Annotated in this window: 10 protein-coding genes and 1 tRNA gene; 4 read left to right on the top strand and 7 right to left on the bottom strand. The window is 68.4% G+C overall.

What is annotated here, in order from left to right; translation table 11 throughout:
* Positions 1 to 2,319, bottom strand: coding sequence for an EAL domain-containing protein (locus HQ314_RS04100; protein WP_222649312.1), 2,319 nt, complete (start codon positions 2,317 to 2,319; stop codon positions 1 to 3).
* 223 nt (positions 2,320 to 2,542) lie between these two features.
* Positions 2,543 to 2,616: transfer RNA gene (locus tag HQ314_RS04095), tRNA-Ile, on the bottom strand.
* 67 nt (positions 2,617 to 2,683) lie between these two features.
* Here HQ314_RS04095 and HQ314_RS04090 point away from each other — a divergent pair.
* A complete protein-coding gene (locus HQ314_RS04090) occupies positions 2,684 to 2,830 on the top strand; it encodes a hypothetical protein (protein WP_222649311.1) in 147 nt (48 codons plus the stop codon).
* 3 nt (positions 2,831 to 2,833) lie between these two features.
* Here the strand turns inward: HQ314_RS04090 and HQ314_RS04085 are convergent, their stop codons facing one another.
* The 4 genes from HQ314_RS04085 to HQ314_RS04070 all read right to left on the bottom strand — a co-directional run bounded on the left by HQ314_RS04085 (position 2,834) and on the right by HQ314_RS04070 (position 8,064).
* On the bottom strand, positions 2,834 to 4,663 hold the full coding sequence (locus HQ314_RS04085; protein ID WP_261781344.1) for a bifunctional diguanylate cyclase/phosphodiesterase: 1,830 nt from the start codon (positions 4,661 to 4,663) through the stop codon (positions 2,834 to 2,836).
* 73 nt (positions 4,664 to 4,736) lie between these two features.
* Positions 4,737 to 6,842 carry an Rv1355c family protein gene (locus HQ314_RS04080; RefSeq protein WP_222649310.1) on the bottom strand — a complete coding sequence of 702 codons (2,106 nt, stop codon included), beginning with the start codon at positions 6,840 to 6,842 and terminating at the stop codon, positions 4,737 to 4,739.
* Positions 6,843 to 6,864: 22 nt separating this feature from the next.
* A complete protein-coding gene (locus tag HQ314_RS04075) occupies positions 6,865 to 7,587 on the bottom strand; it encodes a hypothetical protein (protein WP_051613357.1) in 723 nt (240 codons plus the stop codon).
* 69 nt (positions 7,588 to 7,656) lie between these two features.
* Entirely contained in the window at positions 7,657 to 8,064 is a 408-nt protein-coding gene (locus tag HQ314_RS04070; protein ID WP_222649309.1) for a PAS domain-containing protein, read from the bottom strand.
* A gap of 241 nt (positions 8,065 to 8,305) precedes the next feature.
* On the opposite strand from HQ314_RS04070, the gene HQ314_RS04065 reads away from it, so the two are divergent.
* Entirely contained in the window at positions 8,306 to 10,150 is a 1,845-nt protein-coding gene (locus tag HQ314_RS04065; protein ID WP_222649308.1) for a bifunctional diguanylate cyclase/phosphodiesterase, read from the top strand.
* Here the strand turns inward: HQ314_RS04065 and HQ314_RS04060 are convergent.
* Positions 10,069 to 12,309 (bottom strand): molybdopterin-dependent oxidoreductase, encoded by a 2,241-nt coding sequence (locus HQ314_RS04060; protein WP_222649307.1) that lies wholly within the window; start codon positions 12,307 to 12,309, stop codon positions 10,069 to 10,071. The genes HQ314_RS04065 and HQ314_RS04060 overlap by 82 nt on opposite strands.
* A gap of 71 nt (positions 12,310 to 12,380) precedes the next feature.
* Here HQ314_RS04060 and HQ314_RS04055 point away from each other — a divergent pair, with 71 nt between their 5' ends.
* Positions 12,381 to 13,208 (top strand): serine hydrolase domain-containing protein, encoded by an 828-nt coding sequence (locus HQ314_RS04055; protein WP_308119222.1) that lies wholly within the window; start codon positions 12,381 to 12,383, stop codon positions 13,206 to 13,208.
* Positions 13,209 to 13,355: 147 nt separating this feature from the next.
* Positions 13,356 to 13,859 (top strand): DUF3145 domain-containing protein, encoded by a 504-nt coding sequence (locus HQ314_RS04050; protein WP_027505753.1) that lies wholly within the window; start codon positions 13,356 to 13,358, stop codon positions 13,857 to 13,859.
* The last annotated feature ends 39 nt before the right edge of the window (positions 13,860 to 13,898 follow it).

The following is a 13,898-nucleotide window of genomic DNA, read 5'->3' as shown; positions in this document are numbered from 1 at the left end:
TCAGCCGGCGCGTCGCTCCAGCAACATCGAGGTGACCTCGTTCGCGCTGGCCGGGTGGGCGAGCCAGAAGCCCTGGGCCAGATCGCAGCCACTGTCCCGCAGACGGTCGAACTGGGCCTGTGACTCGACACCCTCGCCGACGACGGCGACGTCGAACGCGTGTGCCAGGGACACGATGGCGGACACGATGGCCTCGGGCTGCTTGCCCGGCATGGCCTGGATGTACGTCTGATCGATCTTGAACGCCTCGATGACGGGATAGCGGCTGAGGTAGGTGACGGAGCTGTGGCCGCTGCCCAGATCGTCCAGGAGGATGGACACGCCCATCTCGTGCAGTTCGGTGAGGGCGTCCCGCACCTGCGCCGTGTCCGCGAGCCACACCGTCTCGGTGATCTCCAGGCCGAGTCGGCCCACCGGCAGACCGGAACTGGCGAGGATGCGGGCGACGCTGGCCACGAACTCGGGCTGGCGAAGCTGCAGGGCACTGACGTTGACTCGCACGCCGACGTCCGAGATGGCCTGCCACTCCGCCGCCTGCACGCACGCGGTGTGCAGAGCCCACAGGCCGAGGGTGTTGATCTGGCCCGTGCGCTCGGCGATCCGGACGAAGGTCTCCGGGCTCACCGAGCCGAGGGTGGGGTGCTGCCACCGCGCGAGTGCCTCCACGGCGGTGATGCGGCCGGTCGCGATGTCGAAGATGGGCTGGTACGCGAGCGTCAGGATCTGGCTGTCGAGAGCCGACCGGAGATCGGCCGACAGAGCCAACTGGTTGCGGCGGTGCTCTCGATCGTCGGTGTCGAACACCGCGACGTTCCCGCGACCGGTGTCCTTCGCGCGATACATCGCCACGTCGGCGCGGCGGATGAGCTCGTTGCCGGGCACGGTGTCGTCCGCCAACGCGACGCCGATGCTCGCGGTGATGCGCAGTTCGTTGCCGTCGACGACGATGGCCGCCCGCACGGCGTCCGCGTAGGCCTGCGCCACGGCGATCGACTCCTCCGGACCGGAGAGGTTCTCGCAGACCGCCACGAACTCGTCGCCGCCCAGGCGAGCCACGGTGTCGCCGGGGCGCGATGCCCGGGTGAGGCGGTTGCCGATGGACACCAGAGCCGAGTCTCCCGCCTCGTGCCCCAGCCCGTCGTTGATGGACTTGAAGTCGTCGAGGTCGATGAGCATGACGGCCGTCGTGGTGGCCTTCGCGACGCCCCGCTCGACGGCGGACTCGATGCGGTCGTACGCCAGTGCGCGATTGGGGAGCCCCGTCAACGGGTCCCGGAGGCTGCGGTAGCGCAGTTCGCTCTCGACGCCGACACGATGCACGGCTGCGGACACGACGTCGGACACCGTGTCGAGGGCGCCGGTGTCGAGCATCGGATTGTCCGGGACCAGAATCGGCGGCCCCGCCGTCGTGATGTCGATGATCGGCACGGACGACCCGGTGGCGGACGAGAGATAGCGCGAGTCGACCCCGAGGACGGTCAACACACCCCACGGCTGGCCGGTGCCGTCGATCGGCACGGCGACCGCGTTGTCGACACCACCCGCGACGAGGGCGGCGACGTCGAACCTGGACTCGTGCGCGTCCCCGGACCACACGATCCGGGTGGCCGATCGGCTGGCGAACGCGGTGATCGAGGAGGGCCCGGTGGCGCACAGATCGTGCGGTGCGTCGTCCCCCGTGGCGGCGACGATCTCGAGAGTGGCAGGCAGGTCGTGCGCGCGGGTGATGACGGCGCACCGCGCCCCGTACAGCGTCACGACGGCGTCGGTGGCCGCCGACAGAAGGTCGTCGAGCCGGCCGCGCAGAGCGAGCCTGCTCAGCTCGGCGACGACCCGCTGCTCGGACGCCCGGAAGGTCGACGCGTCCAGAGCCTTCTGCAGGAGATGGTCGTCGGCATTCTGTGCAGAGGCGTCGCGATGGATCGAGACGACCAGGGACGAGTCGTCGTCGTGGCCGCGTACGGCGAATGCTGAGGTGGACACCGCGAGCCTTTCTCCTGTGAGGTGATGCACCAGTTCTGTTCGGCCGAGCCAAGTTCCGTGGAGCTGGACAGCCGAGAGGATGTCCGTGAGCGTCGTGGGGGGAGTGGGGACGACGACGGCGTCCACGGTCGGTTCGTCCGGCGGCCCGTGCTCACCGCCGTCGAGTCCGAGAGTCCTCGACGCCTCGGGATTCGCGTGGACGATCCGGCCGTCGGACGTGGACACGAGCACCACGTCGGGGGAATGGTCGAACACCGTCGCGAGACCGAGTCGCGAGGACATGAAGGCCTCCGACAGCGTCGGGCGCGGGTCTGATCCATCCTCGTCGGGCATCATCGTCGTTCCTCACGGCTCTGCCGTCGGTCCTGCCTCTCTCGTCACCGTTCGGAGTCGACGAACAGACGGGTAGCCGGGTCGATCGCTTCGAAACAAACCTAGAGTTCAAAATATAGCAGACGAACAGCCGAAACGACGGTGTGTGCGTGTCGGGACAACGGTGTCCCGGCGAGGGGGACGTCCTGGCCTGACGACCGAGGTGCGGGAAGGCGAAGGGTCCGAGTGGGGCGGGCGGGGCTCGAACCCGCGACCAATGGATTATGAGTCCACGGCTCTAACCGACTGAGCTACCGCCCCCGGCGCTGACGCGCGCTCACGATACCTGGGCAGGATTAGCGACGGCGGCCGCGGGTACGCGTGCCGCATGACCGAACCGAACGGCGACTCGCCCGTGTCCGACGAACCCTCGACCTCCTCGGAGAAGCCCTACGACTCCTCGCGCGACCCCGACGCGGACCCGTCGGAACTGGACGACGCGGCCGGAACGCAGCCCGACCAGGCGGAGGGCTGACGTTCAGCTCGGTGTGAGCGTTCCGACTCGCAGCATCTCGAGGACGACGTCGGCGGGCTGGGGGCGGGCGTAGAGGTACCCCTGCGCTCGCGTGCACCCCAGTTCCAGCAACACGGCACGGGCGTCGACGTCCTCGAGCCCCTCAGCGATGAGGTCGAGGTCGTAGGCTCGAGCGAGGGCGGTGACGGCCTCGACGATCGCGCGGTCGTCCCTACTGGTCGCGAGGTGGGTGACGAACTCGCGATCGATCTTCACGGCGTCGACCGGCAACGTCTTGAGATGCGAGAGCGAGCTGTACCCGGTGCCGAAGTCGTCGATGGCCACGAGTACCCCGAGTGCACGGATGTCGCGCAGAGCCCGTGCAGCCAGGACGATGTCGTGGACCACCGCCACCTCGGTGATCTCGATGCACAGGTACTGCGGCTCGACGGAGTACCGGGACAACGCCTCTCGTACGGTGTGCACGAAGTCGAGCGAGACCAACTGTGCGGGTGACACATTGACCCGCAGTGCGATGTCCAGTGTTCCCAACGTCGAGCGCCACGACGCGTACGTTCTGCACGCGGTGTGGAGCACCCACCGTCCGAGGTCGGTGGCCAGGTTGACGGCCTCGGCGATGGCGATGAACTCGACGGGCGGCAGCATGCCCCGCGTGGGATGCTGCCACCGCACCAGGGCCTCGACCGCGGTGATGCGGTCTGTCGTGAGGTCGATCTCGGGTTGGAAGTGCAGGAGCAACGACTCGCCCTCGATCGCTGCGCGCAGATGCAGCTCGATGTCGTTCTGCAACTCGTTGCGTTCGCGGATCTCGGAACTGAACAGCGAGACCTGATTGCCCCCGGCCGTTTTGGCGGCCAGCGCAGCCTGGTCGGCGTCCGCGATCACCGAATCGACCGTACCGCTGCCGGGGATGCCCAGTGCGACACCGATACTGGCGGTACGTGAGACGTACTCGCCCGCCATGTCGACCCGTGCGGTCACCACGGTGAGAATGCGGCAGGCCTCGGCGTACGCGTCGTCCTCCGTCATCGGACCGGGAAGAACGACCACGAACTCGTCGCCGCCCCACCGTGCGAGAAGAGTGTCCGCGTCCGAATGCCGCTGCAGCCGTGCACCGACCGTGCGGAGGAACGTGTCACCGGCCGAGTGCCCCAGGAAATCGTTCAGGGCCTTGAGGCGATCGAGGTCGAAGTAGAGCACCGCGAATGCGTCACCGCCCCCGGCGAGTCGAGCGGACAGCAGCTCCGAGACACCCCGCCGGTTGAGCAACCCCGTCAACGCGTCGTGCGTGGCGGCCCACCGCAGGTGCTCCTCGGCGTCGATCCGAGCCTGCAGTTGGGAGAAGAGGGTGGCGATCGCTTTCAGCGCCTCGACCTCCTCGTCGGACCACTCGCGGTCGCCCGACGCGACCAACCCCAGGGTTCCGGTCGTCGTGTCGCGGGTGACGAGCGGGACCGATGCCATCGAGATGCTCTGGTAACCGGAGGCGCTCTCGACGCGTCGGCGGTAGTCCTCCATGGCGGGATCGGGGCGGAAGAGCAGCGGCTCCTTGAGGTGCTCCGTCGCGGCGAACACGGGGTCGGCGTCACGAAAGGTGACGGTCCCCAGTGGGTCGGGATCAGGGACGTCGGTACGAGCGGGCCACTCCGCCACCATCACGGTGGCACGGCGTTGCGCGTCGTGATGCCGGAGATAGGCGGCGTCCACGTCGAAGTAGTCGACGAGATTCGAGAGGACCTTCTCGTAGCCCGCACCGACCGTGGCGGCGTTGACGCCGATCAGATGGGTCGCCACCCGGGTCACCAGCACGTCGAAGCTCGGACGGCGCTCCAACGTCGGGTCTCCTCGCGTGGCTGCGGAGCGCTGGACTGCACTCGTTCAGCCGACTGTACCGCGAAGAGTGCCGTCAGCGAGGTCGACGCCGACTTCGAACGGCGGGAATTGCGCAGTGAGACAGTCGCAATACGAGGCCGACCGGTTTGTCTCGCGGCTGACCAGCGGTATCGAAGAAGCGGTGACGCAGTGCGCGTAGTCGCTCGGCGTAACGCGGGGACAGAGCGTCGAATTCGTGCTCCTCCGAGGCGTAGAGGAACACGGGAGACACGGGATGGACTGCCAGACCGTGCAACTCGGCCGTGATCCACGCACGCTCCACTGCACCGCCGGCGACGACGTGATCGCGGCCGGTGGTTCCCGGCGCGAACACGACGAGTACCGCGGACGTGGTCGCCATCCGATCGCGCGTGTCGTCGCCCAACGCCGTGCCGGCGTCCCAGTCCGCGAGAAGACGCATCACGTCGGGTCGTCGGGCGACGTCGAGCTTGACCAGGTCGGTGGCGTCGAGGGCCAGAGTGGCGACATCGATACCGGTGTCCGGGTCGTCGTCTCCGGGCCACCGCAGTTCGGACATCATCTCGGCGTGCAGCGTGGTGGTGAGGTAGCGGAGTCGGTCCGATTCCGCCAGGATCTCGCCGATCTCGGACAGCGCCGCCCGATCCGTGATCACGACCGCTGAGCCGTCCTCCGCTGCAGCCGCCGCGCACAGGTCGCGCACGACCTCGTCGGCCAGTGCGGTCGGTGTGCCCGGGTGACGGTTCGTCGAACGCCGCATCATGGCCTCGTGGAGGGGAGCGAGGGCAGTGTCCGGCCTTCGCGCCAGTGTCAGTTCGACGCGTACGCGACCGTCCCCCTCGTCGACGACGGTAGGCACCGCCGTGAGTCCGGCTCGGGCCGCGGCGACCCGAGCGTTGAACACCGCGGCGCCCAGGGCGATTCGGCTCCCGCGGTGCGCGACATCGAGACCGGTGGTGCGCAGAGGATCGAGCGTGATCGTGACGACGTCGTCGGACGTGGTCACGATCCACGGCTGAACGTTGCCGCCGGACGGTGCGCGCCGAGCGGCCTCCACCATCGAGTCCACGACCGAGGTCGGTGTCGTGGGCGCCGTCGTCGGTGCCGGCTCGTCGACGGGGTCCCGGGCGCTCTCGGTCGTTCCGAGGGTGTCGAGAGCGCCGTCGACGTCGACACGGGTGCGACCGGACGGTATGGAAAGGCCCAACACGATGCGCCGCACCACCGCTGCGACCGTCGCCCCTCCCAGAGCGACGTCGCTCCCTAGCTGCGGCCACGTCGAGATCGTGCGGTCGACTTCGACCATGGACGCGGCGAACCGCGCGGACACGTCGGATGCACCGAGGATCGACATGACGTGGGGTGCCTTGTCGCGCGTGCTGAGACCGCTGAGGGCGCCCGACGAGAGAGTGCCGACGGCGCCGTGGAAGATCGGACGATCGGGCTCGAGATCGAACCGTTCCACGTCGAGAAGTCCGCGGTCGCTGGTCTCCATGATCACCGGGATGCGATGCCGCTTGGCGGCTTCACGCAGCAGGACCTTCACGTCGAGGGAATCGCATTCCTCGACGACGATGTCGAGGCCGTCCAGGAAGTCGTCGACCGTGTCGGCGGTGATGCCGCGTGCTTCGACGCGCACGGACAGGTAAGGGTCCAGCTCGGCGATGCGCCGGGAGACGATGTCGGTCTTGCTCTCGCCCAGGTCGAGAACGGTCGACGGGATCCGGTTGAGGTTGGAGAGCTCCAACTCGTCGAAGTCGGCGACCCGCAATTCCCCGCACAGTCCCTCGAGGGCCAGGGTGTGCGCGACCGCGTGCCCCACGCTGAGACCCACGACGCCGATCTTCGCCGCGCCGAACCGGTCCTGCTCCTCGGCGGTGATCTTGTTGCGGTTGCGGTCGAGCCGGAGCCGCCGGAACCCGCGAGGCCCGAGAACGCGGACGAGCGTGCGGCGCCACGGATAATGCACCCAGCGAGGGGATTCGTCCAGAACGTCGGCGTCGGGCCGGGGGACCAGCGCGGACAGTCCCCGTACCTGGGCGTCGAGTGTGTCGAGTACGACGGTCACACCGTCGCCGAGCAGAGACTCGACGACCGCTCGATCGTTCTCCGAGTGTGGATCGAGAACGAGTGCAGCAGAGCCTGTCAGCGCATCGGTCACGAGTCGCTCCTTCGTGTCGGGCCTATGTCGTTCCCGTGGACCAGGTGTGGACCAGTTGCGCTGCCGCGTCGTCGATCCGTCGAGCGTGATGCGCGTGAGCGGTCTCTCGGAACGTGTTCAGATCCCACCAGAGGGCCCTCGTGCTGTAGCGGTCGTCCGGATACGGCGTGGGGTCGATCGTATCGGCCACCACGGCCCCCGACTTCTGCCACATCGACACGGCATGGTCCGCAGCGGTGGAGAGTGCGAAACGCACCCCGAGCAGCGAGCACGCCAGCGGCCCTGCGTGCGCGATCATGTCGACGAGTCGCTTGTCGCGTGGCGCTGCACGATCCACCCAGCCCGATTTGAGCTCGATGACTCCCTCTCGCAGACGGTCGTTGACAGCGTCTCGCAAGACGTTCCGCGCCAACGGGTTCCGTTGCCACTCCAGGTCGGCGTGCGTCTGACGGGCGTGCTCGTACGGACCCTGGACGCGGATGCCGGCGAGCATGCGCCCGGACGCATCCAGGGCGCACAGGAAGATTGTCGTGTTCCGCCCGTCGCGGATGGTGTCGTACTCGAGGGCGACGGACACGTCGTGCCGCTCGTAACTGATGCGAGCACCTTCGAGGTAGCGACGCCACAGATCCGGGCGGGAGGTGGGGGAGGTGGCGACCACGGTGCACTCGAACACCGGATCGTCGTAGTACCCGAAGGCGTGTGTGGGGCGTGTGTGCGTGGTCGAGAGTGGCGGGGCCGTCATGGTCTGGCGCTCCTGTACTCGGGATGGTCGTCCACCGGGGTTCAGCGGTCGTGCCTCCGGCTCGGCGAGTCAGGCCGCGGGGGCGACCGGTGTCGACTCGACGAGCAGGTATCGACGGTCCCCGACCTGTACCCGGGAGAGTTCGAGATCCACCTCGACGGCCCCACCGTCCTTGTGGACCAGCCGGAGCCGAGCGTCGGCCGAGCCGTCGAGGGCGGCATACGCCCGCGCGGTCGCATCGGCGAGGGCCTCGGTGTCGGCAGGATGGAGCACTGCGGACGATCCGAGCAGCGCTAGCTCGCCCGAGTCGTAGCCGAGCAGGTTGCTGCACGCGGAGTTGTAGAACGCGAGAGCGCCGGAGCCGTCGTGCAGCGTCGTCGCCCGGTCGGACCGCACGACTCGGTAGTACAGGGACGAGAGGTCAGGGGCAGCCGTGACCGGGCTCGCTGTCGTATTCATCGATACCAGGTCCGACATGGGACCGATAGTGGCACAGTGACTTACGGTTCTGCCACGGTGCAACTGAGGCGAAACCGGTAAAGAGTCGGTTTTTATGTGTGATGTCATGAGTTGCAGGTCACTGCATTTTCGGATCAGATGTTGATCAGAATGCGCGGAAGATGCCTCGAGCTGCGAGTACGACACGCTGCATCGACCGGGTGGGGTGGTGACGGCCGTGCGGGGGCATCGGGCCGATCAGGGGATTTCAGGAGAAGTCATGGATGGGATGGAAGGTCGGACGAGTGTCCGGCGGCCCCTCAACACGCTCGTGTCCGAGTTGGCGACGCGGTTGCTCGGTGCCGACTCCGCGAACGTCGTCGAGGCGTACCGGGCGCTGCTCCGAGACCTGTCCACCGATTTCGGGATGGACACGTGCTTTCTCCGGCACAACGACGAGCGCATCGACGCGTCGATTCTCGTCGCGGAGTGGCCCCCGCGGCCCGTCGTTCCCGACCCGGATCCGTTGGGCGTCGTGTACTTCGACAGAGCGGATCCCGTGTTCGCCCGGTCGCGCAGCCAGACCGAGGTCGAGATCTACCGGCCGAGCGATCAGCCCGAGAACTACCGCGACCGGGTGAAGGACGCATCAGGGGTTCCGGCGACCACGATGGTCGCGGTACCCCTGGTCGGCGACGGCCGCACCCTGGGCGTCCTGGGTTTCGTTCGATTCGCCGACCGCCAGTGGACCGCGGAGGAGCTCGAGGCCGTCACTGCGGTCGGAGCGATGCTCGCCCAGGTGCAGAGGCGCGTGGCCGCGGAGAACGAACTGCGCCACACCGCGATGATCGACGAACTGACCGGGCTGACGAACCGTCACGGGCTGACCGAGCTGCTCGACGGGCGCGCCGGCGACGGCACCGCGGTGGGCGTGCTGTTCGTGGACATCGACCGGCTGGCCGCTCTCAACGACTTCCTCGGCCATCGCATGGGTGACGAGTTCCTGCGCACCGTCGCGGACCGCATCCGCCGCCGACTGCCGGAGGGGGACGTGGTGGCGAGGCTCGGCGGGGACGAGTTCGTCGTCGTCCTCGGTGGTGCGCCCACGGCCGAGGACGGTGCGGAGCGTGCGGAGATGGTCCGGTCGGTGGTCGCCGAGCCGATGGTGGTGGGGGACGACAGGGTGACCCGCACCGCGAGTATCGGCGTGGCCGTGGGAACCGCGGATCCGTCGGAGATGCTGCGCCGGGCGGATCAGGCGGCGCTGCACGTGAAGTCGTCGGGTGGCAACGGCGTCGTCCTCTACTCGGACGAGATCGCGGCGACCAACGACCTGCGGACCGACGTCGAGCTGACGCTGGGCCATGCCATCTCTCACGACCGGTTGGTGCTGCACTTCCAACCCGAGGTGGACCTGCGTTCCGGTGAGATCACCGCAGTGGAAGCTCTCGTCCGCTGGCCGCATCCGACCCGCGGCATGCTCGGGCCCGACGTGTTCGTGCCCATCGCCGACGCGGCGAACCTCGCCCCGGAACTCGGGCGCTGGGTCATCGATGCGGCGTGCCGGGCGTATGTGAGCTGGCGGGACGCCACGGGTCGCACCGACCTGGTTCTGCGCGTGAACATCTCACCGGTCCACCTCGCCGTGCGCGACTTCGCGCAGGAGGTGGCGGACGTCCTGCGGACCCACGGGATCGACCCGGCCTGCTTCTGCCTGGAGCTGTCCGAGGTCGCGGTGGTGGATTCGGTGGCGCGATCGGGCGCAGCCCTCACCTCCCTGCGCGACAGGGGAATCAGGACGGCCATCGACCACTTCGGTGTCGGCTACTCGTCACTGCTGCATCTCAAGAGGTTGCCGCTCGACGTGCTCAAGATCGACAGGCACTTCACCGACGGGCTCGGCGTGGACGGCGACGATCGTGCGCTCGTCTCGGTCATGATCGGACTTGCTCGGTCACTCCGGCTCGACGTCGTCGCCAACGGAGTCGAGACGTCCGCGGCGGCGCGCACTCTGGTCGAGCTGGGCTGCCACCGCGCGCAGGGTCACGCCATTTGTCCGCCCGTCGACGAACCCACCCTCCGCTCGCTGCTCGTCGACGGGACCCGGCTGCTCGACGTGTCCTGATCATCGGTCCTGACGAGCCGGAGCGTCACCGGGACACCGTTGAGGACGGCATTTCCCGCGACGCCCTCGACGCGGTCCGGATCGGTGAGGTCGTTGACGCTCGGTCCGCGGACGTCGCGGGCCACCGTCAGTCGCACACCGTCGCGGTCATGCCCGAAACCGTGCGGGATGCTCACGACGCCGGGCATCACCGAGTCGCTCGCCGTCACCTCGATGCGCACGGAGCCGGCGGCGGACACGACCTCGACGGTGTCCCCGTCGGCGATGCCGAGACGGTCGAGATCGGCGGGATGTGCCAGCAGACCGTGGCGCGGCTTGCCCTTCACGAGACGCGGCGCGTTGTGCATCCACGAGTTGTTGCTGCGAACGTGGCGGCGCCCGATCAGGAGCAGTTCGCCGTCCGCGGACGGCGTCGCGGCGAGTAGAGCGCTCCGCAGTCTGTCGATGTCCGGGGTGATCACGTCGTGCATCAGACCGATACGCCGATCGCGGGTGAGCAGCTTGCCCGGCAGACCGGGACGCAGCGGACCGAGGTCGGTGCCGTGCGGGTTCTTCCGAAGTGTCCGCAGAGTGACCCCGCGAGCGCGCAGCAGCAGGAGTTCGACCGTTCGGGCGGGGGACAGCCGAGTGCGCACCTCACGGACCACGGCCGCGGTGTTCACCCGACCCAGGGTCCGCGCGCGCGTTCCGCGGCGGCGGACGGCGGCGTAGCGCAGACTCAGATCGCGGAAGATCTCCCAGTCGTGGCGCGCGTCGGCCTCTTTCGGCAGGACGGCTGGATTGAACTTGGCGGTGTTCCGCACCGCGAAGGTCGAGAAGATCAGGTCGTAGTGGTCCCGCTCGAGGGCCACCGTGGACGGCAGGATGATGTCGGCGTGGCGTGAGGTCTCGTTGACGTAGATGTCGAAGGACACCATGAAGTCGAGCCCGGCGAACGCGTCGTCGAGTCGGGGGCCGCCTGGCATCGACAGCACCGGGTTGCCCGACGCCACCACCATGGCGCGGACGCGCCCGGGCCCGTCGGTGGTCATCTCGTCCACGAGGGTCGACGCCGGGAGCTCGCCGCTGAACTCGGGCAGATCCCGCACCCGGCTGCGCCACTTGTCGAAATGACCGCGGCCGGTGATCTTGTTCGCGATCAGGTCGACGGCCGGATCGGTGAACAGCACGCCGCCGACCCGGTCGAGATTGCCGGTCAGGATGTTCAGGACGTGCACCGCCCACTGGCACACGGTGCCGAACTCCTGGGTGGAGACACCCATCCGGCCGTAGACCGCGGCCGATCCGGCGCTCGCGAGATCGCGTGCCAGCGTGCGGATCACGTCGGCGTCGATACCGGTGAGGGGTGCCACGGCCTCGGGCGTGAACGCCGCCACCGCCTCGGTCACACCCTCGACGCCGTCGACGTACGGGGCGGGGGTTGCGGCGCCGTCGGCCAGGACGACGTGAACGAGCGCCAGCAGCAGATGCGCATCCGTGCCGGGACGGATGAAGTGGTGGGTGTCGGCGACGTCCGCCGTCTCGGTGCGCCTCGGGTCGATCACCACCATGCGCCCGCCACGTGCGCGCAGTTCCTTCACCCGCTTCCCGAAATCGGGCACCGTCATCATGGATCCGTTCGACGCCATCGGGTTGGCGCCGAGGACGAGGAAGAAGTCGGTGTTGTCGATGTCGGCGATCGGCTGACGGAGCTGATGCCCGTAGAACAACATGTTGGTCAGCTGGTGCGGCAACTGGTCCAGCGACGTGGCGGAGTACCGGTTGCGGGTGCGCAGCATCGACAGGAACGGGATGCCGTGGGTCATGGCGCCGAGACTGTGCACGTTGGGGTTGCCCGCGTAGACACCCACGGCGTCGGCGCCGTGCTCGTCACGGATGGCGGACAGGCGTCGCGCCACGAGGTCCACCGCCTCGTCCCACCCGATCTCGCGCCACCCCGACTCGGTGCGCTGCAGCGGTCGGCGGACACGGTCGGGGTCGTTCAGGATGTCGACGAGCGCGGTCGCCTTGGGGCAGATGTGTCCGCGGGACAACGGATCCTTCTTGTCCCCGCGGACGGACTGCACACCCTCGTCGGTCACCGTGTACTCGAGTCCGCACATGGCCTCGCAGAGGGTGCAGGTGCCGTGGGCGGTGCGGGTGGTTCCAGCCGAGGTCATTCCACGCACGCTAGTCGCGTGTACCCGGACGCATCGAGATTCTGTGACGAGTGTGAATTACAGTCGGGCTCGTGGTCACCGGCAACGCATCCGAGATTCTGTCCTCACTCACCGACTGGCCGGTCCCGGCGGTGTCGGCCGCGGTGATCACCGACGGTCCCGACGTGGCCGCGCGGCACGGTGATCGGGACCGCGTGCAGGAACTGGCCTCGGTCACCAAGCTCCTCGTCGCCTACGCGGCGCTCGTCGCGGTGGAGGAGGGAGCCGTCGAGCTCGACGAGGCGGCGGGACCCGAAGGATCCACCGTCCGACACCTTCTCGCCCACACCTCGGGAGTCGCGTTCGACGACCGACGGTCCACCACGGCGCCGGGGACGAAACGCATCTACTCGAGCGCCGGCTTCGAGATCCTGGCGGAGCACGTGACCGAGCGTTCCGGCATCGAGTTCGGGGAGTACCTGTCCGCCGCCGTGCTCGAACCGTTGGGTATGACCTCGACCGAGCTGCACGGGTCGGCCGGCCACGGAGCCCGGTCCAATCTCCGCGACATGGAGGCGTTCGCGGCGGAACTGCTCGCACCGACGCTCGTCTCCCGCCAGACCGTCGACGAGGCGACGAGCGTGCAGTTCGAGGGACTCGGAGGCATCCTCCCCGGGTACGGGTCGCAGCGACCCAACGACTGGGGTCTGGGCTTCGAGCTCCGTGACCACAAGTCGCCGCACTGGACGGGGGAGACGAACTCGGCGCGCACGTTCGGGCACTTCGGGCAGTCGGGAACGTTCCTCTGGGTGGACCCCGAAGCCCGCGTCTCGTGCGTCGTGCTCGCCGACCGCGCCTTCGGGGACTGGGCCAAGCGGCTGTGGACCGCGTTGGGTGACACGGTGCTCGCGGGCGTGTGACCCGCCGCGACACGCCGCCGGAACCCACCCGACACACCGAACGACTGGTGTAACAGGGGTAACTCGAGGCACACTGGTAGAAGCCGTACATCAGCAGACGCGTCAGGCCGTTGGGGAAGACGTCCCTCGTCGAAGCTGGAGGTAACGGTGAACGCACTGAACCAATTCGCGGACTCGACCACGGGTGTCGTCTACATTCACTCGTCGCCGGCCGCGCTGTGCCCGCATGTCGAATGGGCGCTGTCCGATGCGCTCGACTGCCGAGCAAATCTCAAGTGGACCGCGCAGCCCGCATTCGACGGTCAACTGCGGGCCACCACCAACTGGACCGGCCCCGTGGGCACCGGCGCCCGGTTGGCCAGCGTGCTGCGCTCATGGCAGATGCTGCGTTTCGAGGTCACCGAGGACCCCAGTGAGGGTGTCGACGGTGAACGCTTCGCGCACGTGCCCGGCCTCGGCCTGTGGCACGGCGCCACCAGTGCCAACGGCGACGTCATGGTGGGCGAGCAGCGGCTGCGGTCGATCCTCGAACAGGGACGCGGCGACGTGTACGCGCAGCTGGATCACGTTCTCGGTACCGCCTGGGACGCGGAGCTCGAACAGTTCCGTCTCGGTGGAGTCGGCGGAGAGGTCACCTGGCTCGCGAGTTAGTGGGCCTCCGGCCCCCGTGAGCCTTTTGCGCATCCAGGG

The sequence above is a fragment of the Rhodococcus sp. BP-332 genome (assembly GCF_019836065.1).
Taxonomy (GTDB): domain Bacteria; phylum Actinomycetota; class Actinomycetes; order Mycobacteriales; family Mycobacteriaceae; genus Rhodococcoides.
Note: the sequence above shows the minus strand (reverse complement) of the source record. Positions and strands in the feature narration are given on the sequence as shown.

Excerpts from the sequence above, each read along its gene's own strand:
- HQ314_RS04065 (WP_222649308.1), top strand. The coding sequence starts at position 8,306 with ATGGATGGGATGGAAGGTCGGACGAGTGTCCGGCGGCCCCTCAACACG.
- HQ314_RS04075 (WP_051613357.1), bottom strand. The coding sequence starts at position 7,587 with ATGACGGCCCCGCCACTCTCGACCACGCACACACGCCCCACACACGCC.
- HQ314_RS04060 (WP_222649307.1), bottom strand. The coding sequence starts at position 12,309 with ATGACCTCGGCTGGAACCACCCGCACCGCCCACGGCACCTGCACCCTC.
- HQ314_RS04100 (WP_222649312.1), bottom strand. The coding sequence starts at position 2,319 with ATGATGCCCGACGAGGATGGATCAGACCCGCGCCCGACGCTGTCGGAG.
- HQ314_RS04070 (WP_222649309.1), bottom strand. The coding sequence starts at position 8,064 with ATGTCGGACCTGGTATCGATGAATACGACAGCGAGCCCGGTCACGGCT.
- HQ314_RS04090 (WP_222649311.1), top strand. The coding sequence starts at position 2,684 with ATGACCGAACCGAACGGCGACTCGCCCGTGTCCGACGAACCCTCGACC.